Raw genomic sequence first — 25,313 nt, forward strand, 5'->3', positions numbered from 1 at the left:
TTCTTTAGGTAACTTTATAGCACTGCCAATAACCTATATTTTTGCAAACAATGAATATTTCCAATTACATCCAGGATCTGCTTTATAGATATGAATGCGTAGTGCTGCCAGGATTTGGCGCCTTCCTTTCACAAAAACAGTCAGCATATATCGATAAAAATTCAAATGAATTTTATCCTCCTAATAAGCTTATTTCCTTCAACAGGCAGCTTATCAAGAATGATGGCTTACTGGCTAATTATATTGCAGAGGTTGAATCTGTAAATTATAATTCAGCAAACAACATGATCCAGGAATTTGTATATGATCTTGAAAATTCATTGCAAAATGATGCAAAAGCAGAATTGGCAAATATTGGAAGGTTTTTTCTTGATAACGAAGATAAGCTTCAGTTTGAACCTTTCACAGAAGTTAATTTCCTGACACAATCCTTTGGACTCAATTCTTATAAAACAATTCCCGTTCAGCGTGAAGTTTATAAGAAACAGGTAGAAGAAATTGAAGAAAAAGCACCGCTTCTTTTCACTCCGGAAAAAAGAAAATCTTCTTTTCTCAAATATGCAGCAATAGGACTTTTAGCCCTTGGAATATCGAGTTTTGCCGGATTGAATATTTATAGCAGTCAGGTGTCAAAACATAATATTGCCGAGCAACAGGAAGCCGAAAGCCAGCTTCAGCAACAAATACAGCAAGCCACCTTTGTAATTGACAATCCACTGCCGGCGGTTACTTTTGAAGTGGAAAAGCAATCTGGAAATTATCATATAGTTGCCGGTGCTTTCCGCGTTGAAGAAAATGCTCAGAAGAAAGTAGATGAACTTCGTACAGACGGTCATAAAGCAAGGCTCATTGGAGCAAACAAATATGGACTGCACCAGGTAGTTTATTCCAGTCATCAAACCCGAAGAGAAGCAATCAACAAACTTTACGAAGTTAAGAGAAGCAACGAAGCAGCCTGGTTATTGGTAGAGGAACTTTAATACTTTATTAACGGCCTACTTTCACCTATCCTCCTTATTTTTGCAAAAAAATTGACATGGAGGCTAAATCACCAAGCGAATCACGTACTACTTTAACCGATCTTGTTTTACCCAGTGAAACGAATCCATTGAATAATCTCTTTGGTGGTGAATTACTTGCGCGTATGGATCGTGCCGCAAGTATTGCCGCAAGAAGGCATAGCCGTAGAATTGTAGTTACGGCTTCTGTAAATCACGTGGCTTTCAATAAATCTATTCCGTTAGGTAGCGTGGTAACTGTAGAGGCAGTGGTTTCCAGAGCTTTTAAGAGCTCTATGGAAATCTATATCGATGTTTGGGTGGAAGATCGTGAAAGTGGCCGTAGAACGAAGGCAAATGAAGCTATCTATACTTTTGTAGCGGTAGATGAAACCGGAACCCCAATTCAAATTCCAGCGCTGAAACCAGAAACAGATCTGGAAAAGGAGCGTTATGAAGCTGCTTTAAGAAGAAAGCAATTGAGTCTTGTACTTGCCGGAAAAATGAAACCCGCTGAAGCTACCGAGTTAAAAGCACTTTTTGAGGATTGATTAGTGGGTAATAAATCTCATCCCTGCGCTTAGGCTAAAAATGGATGCATCTCCATAGTAATTTTCTAGCTCAGCCGGTACACTGGTATTCATAAAATCATTCCTAAACTCAAGTCCGCCATAAATTCCGAAGAAATTATTTATTCGGTAACTCATTTTAGGCCCTACCCAGAGCGTAGTGGCAGAATCACGAAATTTTGTGCCAAATTTTGAGTCGTGATTGTAGGTGGTAGGTCCAATTCCCCCTATAAGATCTAAATATAGCCTATCATTAAATTTAAAGGCATAACCTCCCTGCAAACCAAAGCTAAAGATCGAGGTAGCACTGATCCCTTCTGTTTTTTCTGGTTTTATCACTTCGGTATTGATCATTTTGAACCTGGAACCTATATACCAGTGTGAGTCAAGATAAAAATCTGCCGTTAAATCTGACCCTACCTGAAGATCATAGGCATCATTTAAAAATCCATCTCCAAGGGCCATATCATAACTTAAACCAAGACTTAGTTGTATCCTGTTGAAATGATGTGGGGATAATTTGGTTGAATCTTTTTGGCTATAGGATAACACCGGAAACATAAGGATCGCAGCCATTAAAATCTTAAAGATCGATCTCATAAATATTTTCCTCCTGGTTAACTTCAAATTCATAAATCTCCTGGTTTACCGGATATCTTACCAACAATTCAAAACTTGAATTTTGTAATGTCCTGAATCTTAATGTGTCTCTTATATTTTCTGAATTAAACACCCCTGATAATTCACTTATTTCTCCCACCAGATCGGGGTTATCAAAATTACTTAGCTCATTCCAGTCTTCTATTTCGTATTGTGCATAATCGTCTTCAAAACTGAGGGTATATCCCAAATTTTGATCTAATGAGACTATAAGGGTAACAATTGCTTGTTTCCTCAGCTGAAAATCTCCCAGATCAAATTTATTAGCCTTTCTTGAACTTGAAGAATCGCAAATTCTAATTTGTTGATAATTTTCAGTTCCGGGAAACCTTCCAATATCCAGGCAGATCATCCCGGGATTCACATCCAGGGAAACAAAAGAAACTTCACCATTTTCATTGGTAGTTCCTTTAGCCAGGGTCTCAATACCCCGATTAAGAAATCGGTTTACATAGGTAGCGGTGCGAACCTCCACTCCCTCCAAGGGCTGCATGTCTTCCCCTAAAATCCTTCCGTCAACCAAAATACGTTTATTATTTTCTATGGAAACGGGAGTACAGGACCTAGCAAGAAATGCCAGTATGAGAATTACTAAATAATGACCAAATTTAGGCATAAAATGACGTGTATATGTAAGATACCGGAATACCTAAAAGGTTGCGTTCTAGAGATCACATTCTATAAATCCAATCTGCCGGATCCATTTTTTGATCATTCCTGTATAGTAAAAAGTGAAGGGTAGTTTTACCTGTAGTCCTACTGGTAGCAACTTCTCCTATCTCCTGGGCTGTTGTTACTTTATCCCCTCTTTTCACATAAACCTCTTCCAGGTTATTATAAATGGTAATATAATCACCATGTCTCACCATTACCGCCTGGTTTGCTCCTTTTACCGCCTGCACCTCACTAACGGTTCCGTTAAAAACAGCGCGAGCTTTTCCTCCTTTATCCGTATCGATTCTAACTCCATTATTATTTACCATCACAGATCTTACCACCGGATGCGGCTGTTTTCCAAAACGCATGGTCACCACTCCAGATTGCACCGGCCATGGGAGCTTCCCTTTATTATTATTGAAGTCGGCTGCCAGGGCTTTCGCGGCTGGAGTAAGTTCATAGGTACTTCTGGAACTGGATCCACTTTCTTTATTGGCTTTTGCGATAGATTCCCGAATCATCTTATCTATAGCACGGTCTATCTCATCAATCTCATTTTGTTTTTGTCTAATCTGGGAAGCAAATTGGCCCTCTTTCTGCCTGATGGTTGCCATCAGTGTTTGTTGGGATTTTCTATTCTTTTCAAGTTCAGCCCGGGTTTTCCTGTTTTCGGCAATTAGTTTATCCTTTTCTTCCTTTTGTTGAACCAAACGGGCATTTAGTTGCTGTAATTCTATAGTATTAGCTTTTATCTCTTCTCCCTGCTGCTTCCGGTAGTTCGTATATTGTTTCATATACTGAAGCCGTTTGTAGGCCTGCAAAAAGTTTTTAGAAGATAATAAGAACATCACCCGGCTTTGCTGAGATTTACTCTTATATGATTTTTCAATCATTCGCGCATAATCTTCTTTTAGCTTTTCCAATTCCTTTCTAAGCTGACTAATTTTATTGGTATTGGTGTTGATCTCCCTGGTAAGAAGGTTAGCCTGCTGATTAGTAAGTTTAATAAGATCTTCGGTACTTTTTATCTGTTGATTCAGGTCTTCCACCTGACCCAAAACCGAACGCTGTTTCTTCTGATTAGATATTCGAAGTTCATTGATTCGGCTTATTTCATTCCGAAGCTCAATACGCCTCTTTTCAAGTTCTTCACGATTGGTTTGTGCATTGGATAAATTCAATCCAAGAAAAAAGAACAAAATAAAAAACAGAGATTTTGAAAACTTTAGTTCAATCATTTTAAACTGATTTCTTCGTAACCTGATGGGATATCAAACGGAAAGCTAACTTCTTCATTGAAGCTAATAGATCTGTAGGTAAGTTCAATATTAGTACTGGAACCTCCTTCATTCGCAATGATCTTAATATTCTCCGGAAAAATTAAACCGTCTACCTCCTGATATTCTGAATAGGTGACAGTTAAACCACGATTTTCATTATCCTGAATTAACTGTTGTGCTTCTGCTTTGAAATTTGAAGGATTCAGTAAAAACATTTTTTTCATCATGGCATCTTCATCCTGGACAAATTGAAATCCGCGAGGGGATTGTATAAAATCGTATTCTTCTTCGCGAAGATCATAGATCGCCTGACCTATCAATAAATTCTGAAGTTTTTGAAAATCAAGTGGTGTTCCCAGGAAATCGCTCACCAACCTAAAGTCACCGTCAAAAAACGTTTGGGTTACTTTTTCATAGTAACTTACACTGGTAGGGGTGATATAGGCTTTCGCCACAGGGAAACCAAGTATACTGGCACTCATCCATATCGCCTTATCTTTTTCCAGTCTGAAACTGAGATTTACAGAGTGTGTTTTTTCATCATCCTGGTAAACTGCCCGGAGTTTTCCTGAAGCTGTCTTAAACTCGGTTTCGCTGGTATAATGTTTTTTAATGACTGAAACAGCTTCGGCATTTTTTGTAGCTATTCTCCCAGTTGAAGTCCTGCTACCACAGGAAACAACAAAAACTGAAAGTAAAATAAGGGTACATATTCTTGTTAACATCAGTTGATTTCTTTTTTTAAATTTTCTGCCTTGCGGCGGTATTCTTCCGCCTTATCAGCATTTTTCATACCATTGTAACTAATTGCAAGTTGGGAATAAAAGTCAATTTCCATCAGCTTATCATCTATGAGATAATCCAATCCATCCTGTAAGCTTTCTGCAGCTGCTTCATAATCCATCAACTTATTTAGCGCTACCGCCTGAAATAAATAAAGCAGCGGTTGGGATGGAAAACCTTCCAGCGCTTTTGCGCTCAAATTTTTAGCAGCATCAAACTTTCCAAATTCCAATTGCAAAAGAAGGGTATTCTTTGTTAACTGAAAGTTCTCCGGATTCTCTTTTAAACCCAATTCAAAAAACTTTAACGCATCTTCGCGATTATTCTTTTTTAAATAATAACTCCCCAGTTGTTCATAAAGCTTTGGAGCATCTTCCCATTCTGAAAGTTTTCCAGCCACCTCTATTAATTCATCTTCATATTCCGGATTTTCCTGAACAAAATTTAGGAAATCATTCAAAACCTTGAATTTCGATTCTGCATCGATCTCTTCACTCTCAAATACAATTTTCATTGAAGCCACTGCGGCGTCTGTATTGCCTTTATTCAAATAAAACTTATACAGCGCAAGGTGAGCCAAAGTAGAACCTGGATTTGTCTCTAAAAGCTCCTGTGCGACTTTAAAAGCCTCCTCATCTTCCCCATTTTCACCATAGATATAGATAAGATTAAGGTAATTCTGTTCTACATCGGGATTATCAGAAATTCCCTCCTGAAGATTTTCAATTTGTGCAGTGGTATTATTAGTACGAGCAAAGATTTGCCGTCTTAAAGAGTTTCGATAGGAGTTAGCTCCGAGTTCAGCATCCAGTTTATCGAGTAAACTCAATGCCTGATCATAATTTTCATTCAGTAAATACAGGTTTGCGAGATCTTCTTTATAAGAGACATCGATAGGGATCAATTTTTTTAAAGTAGCAATGGCCCCATCAAAATCTTCCATCATTCCATAGGTCTGAAAAAGATAGACAAGGACTGATTCTTTTTCTGGCTCCAGATCGTTTGCTTTTTGAAAACTTGATATGGCCTTATCAAATTCTTCCAACTCCCTGTAATTCTTCCCTAATTCAAAATAAACTACCGATTTTTCGGTATCTAACTCAAGGCATTTCTCTAAAGCGATAATCGCTTTTTCATAGTTCTCAATACCTTTTTGCTTGAGTGCTTCAAAAAAATAGTCCTGGAATTCGTCACTAACATTACCAAGGTCATCCTGGTTAACATCCTGAAAAGGTTGTGGTAACTCCTGTGAATTTACAGGAATTGCCAGGAAAGCCATCATCAGGGTGAAAAACAGGTTCTTCATATTTTTATTTTATTCCAATACCGAATAGTCTCCAATACTAATTTGAGTAAACTCACCATCAAACCTGGCATGATTCCCAATCATCGCATTATCGAGTTTGGCATTTTTTACCTCTGCAAAAGTTTGGATAAGACTATTCTTAATCGTTGAATTCTCAACTTTAGTACCATCTCCTATAGAAACATTGGGACCGATCTTCGCATTGATCAACTCAACATTCTCTCCGATATAACACGGCTCGGTAATTTCAGAATCTTTGATTTTTACTGAATCTGAAATCAACTTTTCTCCATCCTGGTGAAGGAAATTCAACATTCTTCCATTGGTTTCCACGGTCACATTCTTGTTTCCGCAGTCCATCCATTCGTCAACTTTTCCAGGCACAAATCTTAATCCGCTTTTACGCATAGCTTCAATCCCATCATTGATCTGGTATTCCCCACCTCGGGTTAGCTTAGCATCCAGCACATTTTGAAGTTCATTTTTCAACACTTCCACATCTTTAAAGTAATAGATCCCTATCACTGCAAGATCTGATACAAATTTCTCTGGCTTCTCCACAAGATCTGTGATCTCGTTATTCTGGTTAAGCTTTACCACTCCGTAAGCTGAAGGGTTCTCCACCTTTTTAACCCACATCACCGCATCTGCAGATTTATCCAGGTTAAAGTCTGCCTTAAAAAGCGTATCTGCATAGGCTACTACGGCCGGTCCCCTAAGTGACTCTTTTGCACACATTATAGCATGCCCGGTGCCCAAAGGTTTATCCTGATAATAGATCGTCCCTTTAGCACCAAGGCTATTGGCGATTTCCATAAGGTCCTTTTCTACTTTGTCTCCAAAATCTTCTCCGATAATAAAAGCAACTTCATCTATCTTTTCATCCAGAACTTTGGCGATATCCTCCACCAAACGGTGCACAATAGGTTTGCCTGCTATAGGAATTAACGGTTTTGGTACGGTTAAAGTATGTGGACGAAGTCGCGAACCACGACCTGCCATTGGTACAATTATTTTCATTTCTCTCTTTTAAATTAATTTTTATTCATGTCCTGTACTACCGAATCCTCCCGCTCCACGAGATGTTTCGCCAAGAATATCTACTTCTTTCCAGGAAATATGTTCATGTTTTGCGATCACCATTTGAGCAATTCGCTCACCATTATTTATGACGAACTCTTCATTGGACAAATTTACAAGGATCACCCCTATTTCGCCACGATAATCGGCATCAATTGTGCCGGGCGCGTTTAAGACGGTGATACCTTTTTTTGCTGCCAACCCGCTGCGGGGTCTAACCTGTGCTTCAAAACCTAAGGGAAGTTCGATAAAAAGACCTGTTTTTATAATAGCTCTTTCAAGAGGTTTAAGGCTTATTGGTTCCTCAATATTTGCCCGAAGATCCATTCCAGCTGAAAAATCTGTTTCGTAATTCGGTAAATTATGAGCCGATTTATTTATAATTTTTATATCCATAAATTAAGATTGTATGATTTTGAGAATGTGTTTCTTTTCAGAAAAATAGACTATCCCGATAAATACTAATAATAACGGTATTCCAATAAAATAATTTCCGCGGAATACATAAAATGAGAGTATTGAGAATAGAATGGAAATAACCAGATAACCACTGATCTTTCTCATATTGTAAGGGATAGGGTAATGTTTCTGGCCAAAATAATATGAAAGGATTACCATAAGTCCATAAGCCGCGAGTGTAGCAATAGCTGAACCAGTATAACCTATTTTTGGGATCAAAAAGATATTCAGCATAATGGTTAAAGCAGCTCCAGCCAGAGAAATATATCCCCCAAATTTCGTTCTATCGGTGATTTTGTACCAAACTGAAAGATTGTGATAAATTCCCAGGAAAAGATTGGCAAGTAAAATGAGCGGTACTATCTCCATTGCTTCCCAATAAGCCTCATCCTGAATTAAAATGATCTTCAACAAATCTGCAAAGACAATTACTGAAAGTAAAATAATGCTTCCAAAAACCACAAAATAATTAGTGATCTGGGCATAGGTTTGTGAGGCATTTTTGGATTCAGCGTGACTGAAAAAGAAAGGTTCTATACCTAATCTGAATGCAGTTGCAAATAAGGTCATGAATAAAGCCAGTTTATAACAGGCTGAATAAGCTCCAATTTCAGATCTTGCAATATCTGCAGGTAATAAATAGTCCAGCATGATCCTGTCGAAAACTTCATTGATGGAAAATGCAATTCCGGCAATCAATACCGGGAAAGCGTATTTCATCATTTTTCTCCATAAGTTTACATTGAACTCAAATTTAATTCTGAAATAAAACGAAAGCATCAAGAGCAAGGTTAAACCACTGGCTATTAAATTAGCAATGAAAACATAGCTAATTTCAAAGTCAGGTAGATAAATCGATGCAAATAATTTACTGTCTTCAGCAAGACCCTGAAGAAATACCAGGAAGAAGACATTAAGACCAAGATTTACCGCTACATTCATGATCTTGATCACAGCATACCGCATTGGCTTCTCTGCGGCTCTGAGCCAGGCAAATGGAATGATCACTAAGGCATCTAACAATAAGATCCATATTGCCAAATTAATATATTGTAAGGGGATACCGGACAGTAGGGAGATTTGATCCTTAACGAAAAAAGCAAGAAAAAAGAATATCAGAGAGGAGACAACAAGTGACCATCCCGACGTACTTAAAACCTCCGTTTTATTTTCTTTTTTATTATAAAAGCGAAAAAAAGCTGTTTCCATTCCATAAGCCAGGATAACATTAAACAGCACAAAATAAGCAAAGATCACCGAAATTTCCCCATATTCCTTTGTGGGCAAAATTTCGGTGTATAGTGGAACCAATAAGAAGCTGAGCATTCTCGGCAACACAGTTGCCAGTCCATACAAAAATGTTTGTTGAAATAGTTTCTTAAAGGTACTCAACAGGAGTGGGTTGATTTATTACAAATATCTGAATAAATCAGTATAATAAAAGCTTTCGCATTATTCCTTTTCCACAATCCCTGTTAGTTTATAATATCTGGTCTTGTCATTTTGTGAGAAAACCAAAATAGCTTCATCTTCTTCTATAGTAAAAGGGCTTTTTTCAGGTTTTTGCGGTGGTTTGTTTCCATATTCCTTTTTAGGATCCTCATGCATCACCATATCCTCACTGCCAAGGCGGAAATTTGCCACATACTGATTGGGTTTTTCCTCACTTTTCTTAAGATCAGATTTCATCCCGTGAAAGTATACCGCTTTCAGACTAACTCTATCATCCTGTATTGCTGCTACGGGAATGTTTAATTGAATTCCTTCAGAAGTATAGGTATAATAAACCTCATTGAACTGTGCCGGAGCCCGTTCCTGAAGATCTTTATTGCTTCCGCAGGAAGCGAAAACTGTAAGAATAAAAATTCCTGCCATTAAGTGTAATGCATTTTTCATATCGTCTGGTTTATAGATTTAAAGTTATAAAAACAAAACCCATACCAAATAAAAAAGCCCTCTAAAATGAGGGCTATATATGTAATTTATAGTTGTCAGGTTGAGATTCCTAGCTACACTCGGAATGACGGACTATCCATTTAGTGCTTCTGCACCACCAACGATCTCAAGGATCTCGTTCGTAATAGAAGCCTGTCTAGCTTTGTTATAAGAAAGTTTAAGATCATCTCGAAGCTCTGTGGCATTCTCTGTCGCTTTGTGCATGGCCGTCATACGGGCACCGTGCTCTGAAGCAAAAGAATCCCTCAGTGCTTTAAATAATTGCATTTTCAGCGACTTCGGAATAAGATCTTTAACAATCTCTAATTTTGAAGGCTCAAAAATATAATCTAATTGTTTGTTCTCTTCAGAATCAAATTGTTCAATAGGCAAAAACTGTTCATGCTGAACAATTTGCGTGGCGGCATTTTTAAACTGGTTGTATACAAGAACGATCTTATCGTACTTCTCATCAAGGAAAAGTTGCATCAATTCTTCAGCGATAGCCGAAGCATTTTCAAAGCTCAGATCATCATAGATCTCATTGTTATTCTTATGAATATCATACTCCTTTTTCAGAATATCATTGGCTTTTTTCCCAAGGGTATAGACATCTATATTTTTAGCTTTGTAATCGTTCTTAGCCTTGTATTTAACCGCTTTTATGATATTGGTATTAAAAGCACCGGCCAATCCCTTATTTGATGAAATAGCAACGATCAAAACATTTTTTATCTCGCGCTCTTCAGCAAATTTGCTTCCAGAGTCATCATCCAGAGTAGCACTTAAATCCTGTAGCAACTGGGTAAGCTTTTCAGAATAGGGACGCATTTGGGTAATTGCATCCTGGGCCTTGTTCAATTTTGCAGCCGATACCATTTTCATGGCTTTGGTAATCTGCATCGTTGAAGATACCGAAGTAATCCTGCTACGTAATTCTTTTAAGTTTGCCATAAGCCCCTCTTAATCTCCCCATAGGGGAGAAATTAGTATTCAATTTTATTATATTAACCCCTCCCCCTCGGGGAGGATGGGAGGGGACTTACTATTGTTTGTATTTAGCTGAAAGTTCTTTAGCAGTCTGAGTTAAAGTATCAATTACTTCATCAGTTAATTTACCTGCTTTAAGAGTATCCAGTGTATCTCTATGTTTGGTATCCAAATACTGAAGGTATTCAGTTTCAAATTCCTTCACCTTATCTACGGGAACATCTCTTAAAAGATTCTTTGAACCAGCATAAATAATAGCGATCTGGTCTTCTACAGGATACGGATCATTTTGCCCCTGCTTAAGGATTTCCACGTTACGCTTACCTTTTTCAATCACATTCCTGGTAGCCGGATCAAGATCTGAACCAAACTTGGCGAATGCTTCCAGTTCACGGTATTGAGCCTGGTCCAGTTTTAAGGTACCGGCAACTTTCTTCATCGACTTGATCTGTGCATTACCACCCACACGGGATACAGAGATACCCACATCAATTGCAGGACGTACACCCGAGTTAAACAAGTCTGAAGTTAAGAATATCTGTCCATCTGTAATCGAAATTACATTGGTTGGAATATATGCTGAAACGTCTCCTGCCTGAGTTTCGATAATTGGAAGTGCAGTAAGTGATCCGCCACCTTTTACCTTATCTTTAAGAACATCAGGAAGATCGTTCATTTGTTTTGCGATATCATCATCATTGATAACCTTCGCAGAACGCTCTAATAATCTTGAGTGAAGGAAGAATACATCTCCTGGGTATGCTTCACGTCCTGGTGGACGACGAAGTAAAAGGGAAACCTCACGATAAGCAACCGCCTGCTTAGAAAGATCATCATAAACGATCAATGCAGGACGACCAGTATCTCTAAAATATTCTCCAATAGCAGCACCTGCAAACGGAGCATATACCTGCATTGGCGCAGGGTCTGATGCGTTTGCCGCAACAATAGTGGTATAAGCTAAAGCGCCTTTGTCTTCAAGAGTTTTGGCAATAGCCGCAACTGTTGAAGCTTTTTGACCAATAGCTACATAAATACAATAAACCGGCTCACCGGCATCGTAAAATTCTTTCTGGTTAAGGATGGTATCAATACAAACTACGGTTTTACCGGTTTGACGGTCTCCAATTACCAGTTCACGTTGTCCTCTTCCTACCGGTACCATGGCATCGATAGATTTGATTCCCGTTTGAAGTGGCTCGGTTACCGGCTGACGGAAAATTACCCCGGGAGCCTTACGCTCTAGTGGCATCTCAAAGGTTTCACCTTCAATTGCACCTTTTCCATCTATGGGAGCACCCAATGTATCAACCACACGGCCAACAATACCTTCACCAACATTGATAGAAGCGATACGTTGTGTTCTTTTTACAGTAGAACCTTCTTTGATCTCTTTTGCAGGACCTAAAAGTACTACCCCAATGTTGTCTTCTTCAAGGTTAAGAACGATCCCTTCAAGACCGCTTTCAAATTGTACTAATTCCCCATACTGGGCATTAGCCAATCCATAAACGTTAGCAATACCGTCACCTACGGTTAGAACGGTACCTACTTCATCTAAAGAGGCCTTGGATTCAAAACCTGATAATTGTTGTTTTAATATTGCTGATACTTCAGCAGGATTTACTTCTGCCATAATTATTCAAGATAAAATGCCACATTAGAATGCGACGGTTTTAATTAAATTTTTGAAACGTATGTGTTGTCTTTTAATTCTCTTTTTAGCCTTGTTAAGTTTCTGGAAACACTTGCATCATATTGCAAATCTCCCACCCTTAACACAAAACCACCAATGATGCTTTCATCAACGATGCTTTTAAGACTGGCTTCTGAACCTGTTAATTCTTTTACCTTCGCAAGAATCACAGTTTCCAATTCTTTATCTAGAGGCACTGCCGTTGTAACAACAGCCTGCCGTACATTATTCAATTCATTAAATAAAATAATATACTGTCTTGCGACTATATGAAGAATATTGATTCTTCCGTTCTCCAAAAGTATATCTATAGCGCCTTTGGTAATAGTATTAAGTCCCTTAAAAATTTCAAGTAAAGCACTCTTCTTAATACTGTCTTTTACTACAGGACTGGTAAGCATATTTTCAAGGTCCTTGCTGTTTAAAACAGTTTCAGAAATTGAAAGCATATCCTCGTTTACAGCTTCCGCTGAATTTTTATCCTTTGCTAAAGAAAGGATCGCCTTTGCATAACGTTGTGCGGCTCTGGTTCCTCTCATAACTTAGTTTAGCTTAGCATCACCGATCATCTTCTCGATCATCTGGTGTTGTTCTTTTTTATCTGAAAGTTCTTTGCGAACTATTTTTTCAGCGATTTCTACTGAAAGTTCAGCAACCTGGTTTTTCAATTCAGCCATTGCAGATTGCTTTTCAAGCTCAATACTTCTTTTGGCATCTGCAACAATTTTATCAGCTTTTACTTTTGCTTCTTCCGAAGCGTCTGTAATTACTTTTTCCTTTAACTCACGGGCTTCTTTTAGGATCGCATCTCTTTCAGCACGAGCTTCTTTCATCAACTGCTCATTGTCTGACTTAAGATTCTGCATTTCCTTACGGGCATTTTCAGCTGAAGCCAACGCATCGTTAATAGACTGTTCTCTATTTCTTACTGAATTAAGAATAGGTTTCCAGGCGAATTTCGCCATTAAGAACATTAATATCAGAAAAACAACGGTTTGCCAGAAGAACAAGCCAATTTCGGGAGTTATTAAATCCATAGTTTTAAATAATAATAGTTAAAAACATCATTTAAAGAAGTCCTTTCGCAACCAACCGTTGCGAAAGGGACTCTTTGAAATTAATTATCTTAATACACCTAATAAAGAGGCAACTACTCCAAAAAGAGCAACACCCTCTACAAGTGCAGCAGCGATAATCATAGCTGTCTGGATTTTTCCAGAAGCTTCTGGCTGACGTGCGATAGCATCCATGGCAGAACCACCGATTTTACCTACACCTACTCCGGCTCCAAGAACCGCTAGTCCAGCTCCTAAAGCTGCAAGACCTACATACAATAATTCCATAGTTGAAAAAATTAAAAATTAAAATTAATGATGTTCATGTTCCTCAACTGCCATCCCGATAAACAGGGCCGACAGAATCGTAAAAATAAACGCTTGAAGGAATGCTACTAACAATTCCAATACTGTTATAAATAAGGCAAAGGGAACGGAAACTCCGGCAATACCTGCATTTTCTAAAATAAATATCAATCCTATTAAACTCAGGATGATGATGTGTCCCGCGGTGATATTCGCAAATAAACGAATCATAAGTGCCGCAGGCTTAATAAGCAATCCTAATCCTTCCACGATTGCAAGGATAGGTTTTACCCAGGTTGGAATTCCTGGCATCCAAAAAGTGTGCTTATAAAAATCTTTATTCCCGTTAAAGATCATAATCAACATCGTGAAAAGACCTAAAGACACGGTAACTGCTATATTTCCTGTTACGTTAGCTGCACCAGGTAATAACCCCATTAAGTTTGTGATCCAAATAAAGAAGAATACCGTTAACAGAAAAGGCATAAACTTCATGTACTTTTTCTCGCCTATCTGAGGTAAAGCAATCTCGTCCCTTACAAAAAGAACCAGTGTTTCAAGTACATTGTTGAAACCTCTTGGCGCATGTTCATTTTTCTTGTGATGCCTTGCCAGACCCACAGAGAAGAAAAGGATCATCAAGATCACCGTTAAGAACATGGCGGCAACATTTTTTGTAATCGAAAGATCCCATGGTTTAGATGCATTTAAAGGGTGGTGCTCCTCGTCAAATTCAATAGTTTCGGCACCCGCATCTAATTTGTAGATATCTTCATGCAAATTCACAAAGCGCATCCCGTCTTTTTCAACGATATGCTGACCTTCGGTATCATGATGAAATTCGCTAGACATAAAAGTTACAAGCTCACCATCGGTATAAAGAATTACAGGTAAAGGAAGAGTAACAGAACTGTCTCCTTCTCCAAAGAAATGCCATCCATGAGCATCACCAATATGGTGCATAATCATGTCGGTTGCGTTAAACTCTTCTTCAGCCTCCTGAAGTGACTTTTCCTCCTGCTCGTGTGCCTGAGCGAAAGAAAACATTGGGGAAATAGTAAATGCTATTGCAAAGTACAAGCTAATCACTAAAGATTTCCGTGCTGTCATAGTACCTGTTCTACTTAAAATTATGGGCTCTAAATTTCCGTGCAAAGGTATACTTTTAATTTTTATCTGAAAGCCCGCCGTATAATTTTTTAAAGCTTTCAGAAAATTTAACGATTTTACTGAAAGACAGTTTGTTATTTGGTATTTATGAGCTTTACTGCATAAACAGTTTCGAAAATCAGGAACAAAAAATAAGGTATAAAAAAAGCGATCATATCCTGAAATGGATTTGGTGCATCATTCAGCATCATGGGTAAAAGAAATAGTACCGCTGCCAGCATTTTTAATAGACTACAAGCCATAAATGCAAAGCCGGTTTTATCACCGAAAGATTTGTTAACATATACCAGGAAAAGATAAATAAGAAAAGTGGCGCTAATATGAAAGGCATATACGGCGACTACTGAATAATAAAATGTTATTTCAAACACATAATTTACCAGTATAAATTGGATAGTAAACAGAAGGATTGAAAACGGAATAAAAGGTTTAAGAAATTGAATTAGTGTAATCTTCATTTATTCGTCTTCATTCAAATTTTTAACCGATCTATATACCTGGTAAAGCGCTATAAAAACTCCCAATAATGACAGGCAGATGGTGTAGGCAGAATATTTATTAGGAAATTGCTCATCGAGCCAGATACCAGCGAAGACACCGAGGGCGATAATAATTCCCATTTGAAAGGCAATATTAATTAAACCCAGGTATTTATTACGCTGATCTTTTTTCATTATTTTCCTTAAGTGGCTTAACCCCGGCATTCATTTCGCAGGTTGCATTAAATACAGCTCCTGGTTCCACGGCAAGTTTACCTGCAACAACTTCTCCTTCTATATTAGCCAGCGCCCTGAGCGTAAGTGTGCCTTTTACAAATAACTTTCCTTTAAAATTGCCCTCAATATCAGCATTTTCACATTCCAGAAGGCCATCTATCATTCCTCCCTCACTAATCACAACTTTTTCAGGTGTTTTTAAACTTCCTTCCAAAGTACCTTCAATCCTAAAACATCCTTTTCCTGAAATTTCTCCAGTGATAAGCGTGCCTGCGGCAATTCTATTTTGTCCGTTCTGTCCTGAACTTACTTTCGTTTTTTTGGTTTCGGAAAACATACTTGTAGGGTTTAGTTATTGTCCGTGTAATTTCTTAAATTTTTCTTAATTTGTACAATTCTATAATTTTCTGCGGACATAACCATAGCTTCCCGGGCTATTTTGTAATTTTTATTATCCCGTAACAACTCCTGAAATCCTAAAGCTTTAGATTTAGACGATAATCCATGAACTACTACAAAGTTTTGCTCAATATCATATACATCTACCGAAACATTTAAATTCCTGTAGCCTAATTCTGATAAAGATTTTTCAATAGTTTCTTTTAATTGCATAGCTTCCTCCTTCTTTTCACTATCTACAGGATAAATGAGTTTGAAGTTGTTTTGAAGACTATCAGTTACAAATTCGAGGGATTTTAATTCTGAAATTGTTTTATTAATAATATCCTGAGCTTTCTGAGCTTCTTTGGATTGAGGATAAGTTACTGCCACATAATTAAGTGCCTTTTCATAGGCATCTACTCCCATAAGTCGGGCAGTGGCACGCGCTTTTAAAAGATCAAATTTCGGAACTATAGGATCCCCAGTGAACTGGGAGACATATTGATTTGATTTTTGGATCACCTCTTCATACTGCTCATCTTCATACTTCCTAAACAATTCATTGTACAAAACTTCCGGGGCATTTTCGTCCCTTTGAAGACTTTCAGGATTTCTTATAAAAGCGGCATATCTGGAGTCTGAATAATTCTGCAGAATATCATTCCTTATTTCCTCCTGAGCATTCAATCTTCCCTGAGCCCCGTATATTTTATACAGGTTATATTTAGCAGGCAGAATCAATCGTTCCTCAGGTTCGTTTTTCAGTAAAAATTCGAGTCGTTCTGCCGCCAAGTCATACTCTCCATAATTTTCATTATAAATAACGCCTAATTGATAATATGCCAAATTTTGCTGAGTTGCCAGGCTGTCTAAAATAGAACGGTCTCCAGGGATCTGACTTACATAGGTCATGGGATCGTAAAGCGGATCGTTATCCAGGTTAATATCCACCAGGCGTTCCTGGGCATTGATAGAACTTTGATTTAAAGCTGAAGATCCCCATCTCCAATTATCTACAAGTTCCCTGTTTCCCCATACCCGCATAAATTCCTGTGCGCCTTTTGAAACCCGGATAGGATTATAGAAATAAAACGTATTGCCGGCATTTGGTCCTGCCGGTGGAACGCTTGCCGATGGGAAATTATTGGAGGCGCCAATGCTGGCGGTATAAACCGGAAGTTCTCCCGCTTCAATATCTTTTATAGCCTGTGTCCTTAAATCGTCAGTATATTTAGTGAAATACGCGATACGTTCCTCTTCAGAAAGTTGTGCTAGCCTTAAAATACTATCGGTTTCCTCTGCAATTTGCTCATATTTTATAACGTCATCAAGATTGCTTCTCTTTCTTTTGATAGTTCTGAATTCCAGCAATTCCGGAGACATATAGGTTAAAGTACTATCATAATATTTTCCGGCATCCTGATACCTCGCCCTATCGAAATTAATATTGGCAAGGATCTCGTAATTAATAGATTTCAGATAGATATCACTCGAAGGAGCTCTTAAGGATTTATTATAATATTCCAATGCTGTTTCCGTGGAATCCAGCCTGCTATAATATTCCCCAAGCTGAAAATATATTTTATCCAAATATGGCCTGTTTTCCCGATCTTCTTCCAGTTCAGTTAAAAGCTCCAATAGATATTGCTCATTCCCTGAATTAAAATCGAAATTCCTGGCTTTTTGAACCTGGGCATTTACGTAATAAATTCGGGGAGATTTTCGATGAAGCTCAATCACCTCATCAAAGGCCGCGTTTGCGGTAGCAGTTTCACCAAGACGATTGTGCAGCTGACCAAGAATATAAAAATACCGGCCTTTTTCAGCATTCTTATTCGTAAAATCGGCCGCATTATATAAAGGCGCCACTGCGCTATCTATATGCTTTAAGTTAATATAGGCCTGAGCGATACTTGCACTGGCATCAGCTAAATCCTGATCGTTAAGCCGATCTGAATCCAGTATCTTTTTAAGGTTCTTTATCGCCAGCCTTTCATTACCGATCCTGATATTCGTCTTTTCGCGCCAGATCCTTGCATGATTTATATTGTCACTTGCGGGATATCGGTAAAGGATATAATTAAAAGCATCTAAAGCGGGAACAAATCTTTGATCAAAATATCTCGCTTTTCCTAAAAGCAGGTAAGCTTCATCCATTTGAGGATTTCGCTCCTTGCCACTAATCTGCATGGAATGTTTCTGAATTGCCTTCACAGCTTTTTCCTCTGCCCTGCCAAAATTCTGATTTCTTACGCTATCCGGAAGTAAAATTTTCTCATCAACCGCAAGTCTTTCAACGGGAAGAATATCCCAATAATTATCTGCATAATTCTGATTGATTTCCTCCCTACCCTGTTCCAGCGCGATTTCGCCGTTGTATAGTGTATTATATTCCGCAGTAACCGCGTGATAATTTCGATTAATAAAGCTGTCTTTCTTTCTGGAACAGCTAAAAATGGCCGCAGAAAGCAGAAGAAATAAAAAATATCGGGTAAACGTATTCAAAATGAACCAATTCTGGGTATCATGAATAACTTTGATACAACTAGTTTAGTATGTAAAAGTAAACTTCTTTTTCTAAAGTCCAATAAGCGACGGTTTAGCCTTCGGCTATTTCTTTTGAAAAGTATGCTTCCAGCTCATTTAAAGTAGCTTCTGAAGTTTCCATATCGCGAACAATTATTCCTTTATCCAACACTACTATACGCTCGCAAACTTCTGTCACATGAATGAGATCGTGACTGGAAATAAGCACCGTAGTACCTGTGGTTTTGGAAAGCTCCTTCAGCAGTTTTTTAAGTCTGATCTGGGTTGTAGGATCCAGGTTTGCAAAGGGTTCATCAAGTATCACAACTTCAGGATCACCAATTAAAGCAGCGACTATTCCAACTTTTTTCTGATTTCCTTTAGAAAGATCCCTTAAATACTTTTTTCTACCGATGATCTCTCCGTTAAAAAGATCATCAAATTGAGTGAGAAAAGTATCGATATCAGCTTTATTCCTGTTTCTAAGATCACCGATAAAATAAAAATATTCTTCTGGTGTAAGATATCCTATCAAAAAACTTTCATCAATAAACGAAGATGTAAAAGGTTTCCAATCTTCACTCTGACTAACCGTTATCTCATTATTAAAAATATTTCCTGTAGTTGGCTCGATTAGATCTAATAACAAACTGAAAAATGTCGTTTTCCCTGCTCCATTATTGCCTACCAGGCCAAAATTCTGTCCTGAAGGAATATCCAGATGTTCAATATCCAACACCTTAGTGCCGTTATATATTTTTGAAAGATTTGTAGCTGTTATCATCATAAAGTTTTTAATCGCCCTTTTGTTTAAATCCCTGAATTGTCACATATTTTCTCTGGCGGTATCGCTGTGCCAAAAAAGTAAGTATTGCCGGCTTTAAAATTAATCCAATGATACCAAGTGCGCAAAGCACGCCAATTGCTGCTTCGTAATTCACAAACTTATTGATAAACCAAAAGATAAGAATGGGAAATATTAATAAGGGGAGGCTTACCAGCCATTGAGTTGCTCCCGTTCCCTGGTAATTCATAAACGGACTTTTATCCAGGTCTATCGCTTTTTTATTAAAAGAACCGGCGAATATTAGTAAGGGAATATTAACTCCTATATTATAAATGGCACAGGTGATATTAAGTAATAGAATATTCCAACCAAAATATACATAAGGTGTCGTTAAAACTCCCAACACAACTACGCTAAAGGTGATTAAAGCCATCTTTGATGCGAGATATTGTTTCATTGGTATATTCTGAGCCATGATCATAGGATAGTATGATGCATCCCAGGAAGGCACAAACTGACCAAAGTTGATCATAAAGATACCCGTCATAAATATGCCGACAAAAACAAAAAAAGAAGGCATACCCTGATAAGTTTCATTGGGGTAAAAAATTAGACCGTAACTCAATAATATTAGCGACAGGTAAATAGTAGTTTTAGGCCTTTTATTTCGCCAGATAAGTTTAAGATCCTGCTGAAGGAACGGCGCTATGCTACCAAATTTCCTGGTCCAGCCAAACTCTTTGGTATTGGTTTTAGTAGTCTTGCCTTTTAAACCAGCATCCAGATAAAATTTTCCGGATAAATTTTGAAGGTTCCATAGATAAAGCGCCACCAAAATAATCACCGGCACGAAGGCTAAATATGGATTTAAATACACGTAATCATATAATCTTCCAAAATACAGGCCTACCTGAAATATTTCAAGGTAATCCAATAAAGCAAGAGCCAAACCAAGAATGATAACAGGTATAAGTGCTTTTAAATTTTCAGTAAAACGCTTCTTTATAATAAAATTGAGATAGTTAATACAAAGTGTGGTCGCGAACATGGCAACCATCCATCCGGCCATATTTGTGGTTGGATAGGCCTCTTTTATGATGCAAAAAAGTCCGAAAGGAATAATTAGCAGGAGTGGTAAAAAGTTATAAAATGAATAAAGTGATTTTAAAAGTATAAAATTCACCACTTTCGATTTTTTGATGGGAAGGATCATCAAAGGCTTGATATCCATCACAGGTAAGGTTTGTAACAAGAACCTGAAAAGCAATTCAAAAGAAAAATAGGTGAGCGCAAAACCATTCACCACTTTTAAGGGATCGGCTTCAGGGTACAGCTCCTTTAGCAAAGGAAAAAGGGCAATTCCCAGGGTAAGGAACATGGCGGAGAAATACAGGGCAAGAAAAGCCATCAGGATTTTCAGCCCTAGACTTTTCCCAAAACTGGCAGATCTGAAAAAAGATTTCCACTCCAGCCAGACGAATTTCTTAAACATAAAAATCGTTATTTATTCAATTGGTAGAGAAATTTAAACTTTTGTTACATTTCTAAAACCACCATACTTTGTATTTTTGCGCACAAATACAAAACAATGAGTCAGTTTTATCCGCTAAAATTAAAGGAAATAATTCGCGAAACACCCCAGGCGGTAAGTTTATCTTTCGAGATACCTCAAAACTTAACAGAAACATTTAGTTTTTCTGCCGGACAATATATCACCATTAAAACTAAAATTGAGGGCGAAGAGGTAAGAAGGGCCTATTCTTTATGTTCTGCACCAAATTCTGAAGATTTTAAAGTAACGGTAAAAGAAGTAGAAGGCGGAAAATTTTCAGTGATAGCCAATAATAAATTAAGTGCAGGCGATGTGCTGGAAGTTCATCCGCCTGAAGGCAAATTTATATTCCAACCCGGAGAGGGGCAAAAGAATTATGCTGCATTTGCTGCGGGAAGCGGAATCACTCCTATTCTTTCTATCATAAAAACAGTTCTGCGCGATGAGCCTCATAGTAGATTTGTTCTTACCTACGGAAATAAATCTGTAGATGATACCATTTTTTTTAAAGAATTGCTAGGCTTACAATCTCAGTTTCCAGACAGATTGTTCGTAGAATTCGTATACAGTAGAACCCGGGAAGAAAATTCGCATTTTGGCCGTATAGAAACAAGCACGGTGAACTATGTGGTAAAAAATAAATTCAAAAATCACCCTTTTGATAAGTTCTATTTATGCGGACCAGAACAAATGATCAATCATGTTTCGGAAGTGCTTCAGGCAAATGGGGTAAGTGAAGATCAAATACTGTTTGAGCTTTTTACAACTACTGCTGAAGAAAAAGAAATCCAGGGGGATACTGACGGTCAAACCGCGGTAACTATTACTGTGGATGACGAGGAATTTTCATTCTCTATGGATAGATCTGCAGTAGTGCTCGATATTGCGCTGGAAAATGATATTGATGTCCCTTATTCCTGTCAGGGAGGGATTTGCAGCAGTTGCATGGCTAGAATAACGGAAGGAAAAGCCGAAATGAGCAAAAACCAGATCTTAACAGATGAGGAAATTGAAGAAGGTTTTGTGCTCACCTGTCAGGCACATCCAACCACTCCAATTTTAAAGGTGGATTTTGATGATGTTTAACTGGTAGCTTTAAAAATTTTATGAAGCCTGGACTTTCTTTTTTGGCAATTCAAAAAAGAAAAACATTTTAATGTATATCCATTTCCTTTCCTAGAAGCTTTTTTCGTCACCCTGAGACCCATGATAAAAATTATCTAGTGTAGGAAATTGACATATTTTATGAAGATACTTGTTCATTTTTTCCATTGATGAAAAATTCTGCATTCCTCTCCCTTTGGTCGTCAGATGCATTCAAAATCTAGGCTAACGAAACTCTATCTAAATTTATCGTTCAGCACCTAAATTTTAGGAACTCGCTATTGAGATTTGTTTTTATAGAAAATGTGTACAGCTCAAACAGCCTAAAATTTTACGGTGCTTACACTTCAAATTTTACGATATATTTTCGATAGGCCGGGAAAAATGGAGGCTCTTAAAATTAAGTATTTAACCTTATAATTAATAATTTCAGAAATACGTCAATGGTAACTTGTTTCAGGGTCTCAATATAGCACTGATTTATATCAAAATGAGATTCTGAAACAAGTTCAGAATGACGTCATTTTTCGGTTTAGGAAACTTTATGGACAAACAAAAAATTCTATAACAGGATAGGTACTTATCCCAAAATATCTTTTATTTTCTGAATGACCTTTTCTGGAGGAATGCTTCGCATTACCTCTTCGTAGCCTTCCGGATATTTATTTCCGTAGATGGAAGTGGGGATTTTTGGATATTGCTCGAGATCTGGCAAAATACAGTTCTCCATTGGCTGGTTGAAAGCTCTAAAACCGGCATAGGGATGGGTAACGCCCCAGAGACTAATTACAGGTATCCCGTAAATAGCCGCGAGATGTGCATTTCCACTATCCATAGAAAGCATAACGTCTAAATTTGAGATAAGACTTAATTCTTCTGTAAACCTCAGCTTCCCTACTACACTTATCACCTTTGGAAACTTTTGTTCCCAATGTTCCAGTTTTTCTTTTTCAGTATTTCCTCCGCCAAATAAAATGATCTTTAGGTTTTCTTGGGAAGAAAGTTCAGCGATCACTTTTTCCATAAGGTCTTCAGGATAACATTTGGAATCATGCTGAGCAAAAGGAGCTATACCGAGATATTTCTGCTTCTTTGTGCCAATGATTTCCTGCACCGTTGGTAGTAGTTTCCTTTTCGGAGGTGGTGAATATTCTGAAAGATCTAAAGGAAATCCTAATTCCCTAAAAACATCGGCATAACGCTGATGGGAGGATTTTAGCTGTTTAAATTCCTTATCATTATCTCGGGTTAAGGCTTTTTTTTCAGCACGGCCCTTATCAATTTGTTTAAAAGGTATTCCGTAGAAATAAAATAATGATCTTAACACATTAGTTCGAAGGACATCATGGAGATCTGCCACGGCATCTATTTCTTCGTCACGAAGTTCAGTAGCCAATGTTCCAAGCCCTAGCACCCCACTATGTACACCTTTAAGATCTGCCTCGTAGATAGTAACATTCGGAAGATGACTGAAAAGGGGCCTGAAAAAATTTTTGGTAAGTACGGTAACCTGTAAATTTGGATATGTATGTATTAAAACACTTAGCACAGGAACGGTCATAGCGACATCTCCCATGGCAGAAAAACGTATCACCAGTATATGCTTCGCTTTACTGCTTTTAATTTCCGAATGATTTCCGGACTTATCCATAACTATTTATTCCCCCTAAGTACGGGATTTAGCTCATCGTCATTATACATCTTCATTTGCTTATAGACCTTCATATATTTTTCGCCTTTAGAAATCGCATCCAATAACTGATTGATCGCCGTAGAAAGATCTACCCGCTGTTCCAGTAACACATCCAGTTTAGCCTTACACTTCATCTGGTGCTCCTGAGATGCATCTGTTCTATTGGCTTCCTCATCCATATGATATATTTTTAGTGCAAGAATGGAAAGTCTATCTATAGCCCATGCCGGACTTTCAGAATTGATTATAGCATCTGTATTTGGCTTTACATCCTTGTACTTTTCAAGAAAATAGCTGTCTATAAATTCAACAGTATCTGTACGATCCTCGTTGGATGCATCAATTTGCCTTTTCAATTTTAAAGCCTTCACGGGATCTATATTTTGATCCCGAATAATATCTTCATAATGCCATTGCACAGTGTCTATCCAGCATTTTCTATATAGTAAATGTTCCAAAGGATCTTTTTCAGCATCGTAAGGATTATTAAATTCCTGATCCACACTATCTTTTTCGTGATATTTCTCTATTACTTCCTGAAAGATTGAGTTGGCTTTATCTGAAAACATATATTTTTCTTCTTATTCTGGTTTATTATATACTGAAATGGCTAAAAATTACAGCTTGTACAAAGATATTATTTTTAAAAAGAGTATAGGTTCAAACTGAAAGGAAACCTAAAATCTAAACAAAAAATGCCACTACAAAAGGCATTATTAAAAGTGTTGCGAGGATGATCTCTTTTAATATTTTATCACTTTTACCATCGAAGTAATTGGAAGAAATAATACTTAAGGGAACAAAAAAGAAAATAAGTTCCGCTCCGTTCTTCGTGGGAGAAAACAAGGCCACTCCCGCAGCAACCAGTAAACTAAAAAAGATCATACCTAATACCGGCCTTCTGTTGATACTTGCTTTTTGAATAGTCGAAAAAAACTGAAATAAAGTCCAGATGAGCAATGCCAGAATAACACTCAAAGGAATCAATAATTTTAGATCTCCATATCTGGAAAAATCAAAATTACTTTCCTGATACCAATCTGAAAAAGTATAAAACTGATCATATGCCACAAGATGGAAACATATGGTGAGGGAAACTACTGCAGCAAAAGCAACAATGGGCACCAGCCAGTTTTTAAAATTGGAGGCGAAATTTAAAATAGCAAAAAAAACAATCAGGAAAAATAGCGCCGACCAAAAATGATATAGCGTCGCAATGCTTATCCAAAAAGTCGCATCAAAAATCTTTTTCTGAATAAACTTATGCGATTTTAAACTAATGATCCTGCGCATCGCAAACAGCACACACAGATTTGAAATTATAACCGATTCATTCTTCAAAACACTGCTAAAAGAAATACAAAATAGCGCAAAGAGTAAAGTTTTATAGGCACTTCTTTTAGTAAGCTCATTTTTTTTAGCGATGAAATTCAACACTAAAAGGCTCAAAACCAAAAGCAATAAAACCCCTATTTTCTGAAAAAGTTCCAGCAAATCAAACCCCTCTTCCCAGCTGGTAAAATTAGCCCCGAAATAAAAAACACAGAGCAGCAGAATGATCACCGAAAGGTTTAAAGGTTTTGATTTATTAAAAAAGCTTGTTAGCATTG

The 25,313-nt window shown here is 37.6% G+C and carries 27 protein-coding genes; 3 read left to right on the plus strand and 24 right to left on the minus strand.

Translation table 11 applies throughout. The annotated features are described in order from the left end of the window. Positions 1–50 precede the first annotated feature (50 nt). Positions 51–980, plus strand: coding sequence for an SPOR domain-containing protein (locus Q1K34_RS00120; protein ID WP_300433633.1), 930 nt, complete (start codon positions 51–53; stop codon positions 978–980). A gap of 56 nt (positions 981–1,036) precedes the next feature. Further along, positions 1,037–1,549, plus strand: coding sequence for an acyl-CoA thioesterase (locus Q1K34_RS00125; protein ID WP_300433634.1), 513 nt, complete (start codon positions 1,037–1,039; stop codon positions 1,547–1,549). Here Q1K34_RS00125 and Q1K34_RS00130 read toward each other — a convergent pair whose 3' ends face one another. From Q1K34_RS00130 to Q1K34_RS00230, 21 genes are all read right to left on the minus strand, one after another. After that, positions 1,550–2,167: an outer membrane beta-barrel protein gene (locus Q1K34_RS00130; protein ID WP_300433635.1), complete on the minus strand. Its 618-nt coding sequence runs from the start codon at positions 2,165–2,167 to the stop codon at positions 1,550–1,552. Then, positions 2,151–2,843, minus strand: coding sequence for a hypothetical protein (locus Q1K34_RS00135; protein WP_300433636.1), 693 nt, complete (start codon positions 2,841–2,843; stop codon positions 2,151–2,153). Before Q1K34_RS00135 ends, Q1K34_RS00130 begins: the two co-directional genes overlap by 17 nt. A 55-nt stretch (positions 2,844–2,898) precedes the next feature. Then, on the minus strand, positions 2,899–4,122 hold the full coding sequence (locus tag Q1K34_RS00140) for a peptidoglycan DD-metalloendopeptidase family protein (RefSeq protein ID WP_300433637.1): 1,224 nt from the start codon (positions 4,120–4,122) through the stop codon (positions 2,899–2,901). After that, positions 4,119–4,889: a DUF4292 domain-containing protein gene (locus tag Q1K34_RS00145; protein ID WP_300433638.1), complete on the minus strand. Its 771-nt coding sequence runs from the start codon at positions 4,887–4,889 to the stop codon at positions 4,119–4,121. Before Q1K34_RS00145 ends, Q1K34_RS00140 begins: the two co-directional genes overlap by 4 nt. Next, positions 4,889–6,253 carry a tetratricopeptide repeat protein gene (locus tag Q1K34_RS00150; RefSeq protein ID WP_300433639.1) on the minus strand — a complete coding sequence of 455 codons (1,365 nt, stop codon included), beginning with the start codon at positions 6,251–6,253 and terminating at the stop codon, positions 4,889–4,891. Before Q1K34_RS00150 ends, Q1K34_RS00145 begins: the two co-directional genes overlap by 1 nt. Positions 6,254–6,262: 9 nt before the next feature. Continuing rightward, complete coding sequence (locus Q1K34_RS00155) at positions 6,263–7,273, minus strand: sugar phosphate nucleotidyltransferase (protein WP_300433640.1); 1,011 nt, start codon at positions 7,271–7,273, stop codon at positions 6,263–6,265. A gap of 21 nt (positions 7,274–7,294) precedes the next feature. Continuing rightward, a complete protein-coding gene (dut, locus tag Q1K34_RS00160; RefSeq protein WP_300433641.1) occupies positions 7,295–7,729 on the minus strand; it encodes a dUTP diphosphatase in 435 nt (144 codons plus the stop codon). 3 nt (positions 7,730–7,732) lie between these two features. Then, on the minus strand, positions 7,733–9,184 hold the full coding sequence (locus tag Q1K34_RS00165) for an oligosaccharide flippase family protein (RefSeq protein ID WP_300433642.1): 1,452 nt from the start codon (positions 9,182–9,184) through the stop codon (positions 7,733–7,735). Positions 9,185–9,244: 60 nt separating this feature from the next. Beyond that, on the minus strand, positions 9,245–9,688 hold the full coding sequence (locus Q1K34_RS00170; protein WP_300433643.1) for a hypothetical protein: 444 nt from the start codon (positions 9,686–9,688) through the stop codon (positions 9,245–9,247). A 132-nt stretch (positions 9,689–9,820) separates the two neighbouring features. Then, complete coding sequence (gene atpG / locus Q1K34_RS00175; RefSeq protein WP_300433644.1) at positions 9,821–10,681, minus strand: ATP synthase F1 subunit gamma; 861 nt, start codon at positions 10,679–10,681, stop codon at positions 9,821–9,823. A gap of 91 nt (positions 10,682–10,772) precedes the next feature. Next, the gene (gene atpA / locus Q1K34_RS00180; protein WP_300433645.1) at positions 10,773–12,353 is read right to left on the minus strand and encodes a F0F1 ATP synthase subunit alpha; all 1,581 of its coding nucleotides are present in this window, start codon (positions 12,351–12,353) and stop codon (positions 10,773–10,775) included. Between the two features lie 44 nt (positions 12,354–12,397). Continuing rightward, positions 12,398–12,952: an ATP synthase F1 subunit delta gene (gene atpH, locus Q1K34_RS00185; protein WP_300433646.1), complete on the minus strand. Its 555-nt coding sequence runs from the start codon at positions 12,950–12,952 to the stop codon at positions 12,398–12,400. A gap of 3 nt (positions 12,953–12,955) precedes the next feature. Next, positions 12,956–13,450, minus strand: coding sequence for a F0F1 ATP synthase subunit B (locus Q1K34_RS00190; protein WP_300433647.1), 495 nt, complete (start codon positions 13,448–13,450; stop codon positions 12,956–12,958). 84 nt (positions 13,451–13,534) lie between these two features. After that, entirely contained in the window at positions 13,535–13,756 is a 222-nt protein-coding gene (gene atpE / locus Q1K34_RS00195; RefSeq protein ID WP_011711113.1) for an ATP synthase F0 subunit C, read from the minus strand. Between the two features lie 24 nt (positions 13,757–13,780). Further along, positions 13,781–14,884, minus strand: coding sequence for a F0F1 ATP synthase subunit A (gene atpB, locus Q1K34_RS00200; protein WP_300433648.1), 1,104 nt, complete (start codon positions 14,882–14,884; stop codon positions 13,781–13,783). A gap of 134 nt (positions 14,885–15,018) precedes the next feature. Beyond that, positions 15,019–15,402, minus strand: coding sequence for a hypothetical protein (locus Q1K34_RS00205; protein ID WP_300433649.1), 384 nt, complete (start codon positions 15,400–15,402; stop codon positions 15,019–15,021). Then, on the minus strand, positions 15,403–15,618 hold the full coding sequence (locus Q1K34_RS00210) for an AtpZ/AtpI family protein (RefSeq protein ID WP_300433650.1): 216 nt from the start codon (positions 15,616–15,618) through the stop codon (positions 15,403–15,405). Further along, positions 15,599–15,997 carry a polymer-forming cytoskeletal protein gene (locus tag Q1K34_RS00215; RefSeq protein WP_300433651.1) on the minus strand — a complete coding sequence of 133 codons (399 nt, stop codon included), beginning with the start codon at positions 15,995–15,997 and terminating at the stop codon, positions 15,599–15,601. The genes Q1K34_RS00210 and Q1K34_RS00215 overlap by 20 nt, the downstream gene beginning before the upstream one ends. An 11-nt stretch (positions 15,998–16,008) precedes the next feature. Then, complete coding sequence (locus Q1K34_RS00220) at positions 16,009–18,546, minus strand: hypothetical protein (protein ID WP_300433652.1); 2,538 nt, start codon at positions 18,544–18,546, stop codon at positions 16,009–16,011. 94 nt (positions 18,547–18,640) lie between these two features. Next, positions 18,641–19,351, minus strand: coding sequence for an ABC transporter ATP-binding protein (locus tag Q1K34_RS00225; protein WP_300433843.1), 711 nt, complete (start codon positions 19,349–19,351; stop codon positions 18,641–18,643). A gap of 10 nt (positions 19,352–19,361) precedes the next feature. After that, entirely contained in the window at positions 19,362–20,846 is a 1,485-nt protein-coding gene (locus Q1K34_RS00230; protein WP_300433653.1) for a DUF5687 family protein, read from the minus strand. A gap of 96 nt (positions 20,847–20,942) precedes the next feature. Here Q1K34_RS00230 and Q1K34_RS00235 point away from each other — a divergent pair, with 96 nt between their 5' ends. Continuing rightward, positions 20,943–21,992: a ferredoxin--NADP reductase gene (locus Q1K34_RS00235; RefSeq protein WP_300433654.1), complete on the plus strand. Its 1,050-nt coding sequence runs from the start codon at positions 20,943–20,945 to the stop codon at positions 21,990–21,992. Between the two features lie 598 nt (positions 21,993–22,590). Here Q1K34_RS00235 and Q1K34_RS00240 read toward each other — a convergent pair. The 3 genes from Q1K34_RS00240 to Q1K34_RS00250 form a co-directional block, all read right to left on the minus strand. Continuing rightward, a complete protein-coding gene (locus Q1K34_RS00240) occupies positions 22,591–23,661 on the minus strand; it encodes a glycosyltransferase family 9 protein (RefSeq protein ID WP_300433655.1) in 1,071 nt (356 codons plus the stop codon). A 2-nt stretch (positions 23,662–23,663) separates the two neighbouring features. After that, on the minus strand, positions 23,664–24,272 hold the full coding sequence (locus tag Q1K34_RS00245) for a DUF4254 domain-containing protein (RefSeq protein ID WP_300433656.1): 609 nt from the start codon (positions 24,270–24,272) through the stop codon (positions 23,664–23,666). Positions 24,273–24,387: 115 nt separating this feature from the next. Further along, positions 24,388–25,311 carry a DUF6427 family protein gene (locus Q1K34_RS00250; protein WP_300433657.1) on the minus strand — a complete coding sequence of 308 codons (924 nt, stop codon included), beginning with the start codon at positions 25,309–25,311 and terminating at the stop codon, positions 24,388–24,390. Between the last annotated feature and the right edge of the window lie 2 nt (positions 25,312–25,313).

The organism is Christiangramia sp. (genome assembly GCF_029937855.1).
Taxonomy (GTDB): Bacteria; Bacteroidota; Bacteroidia; order Flavobacteriales; family Flavobacteriaceae; genus Christiangramia.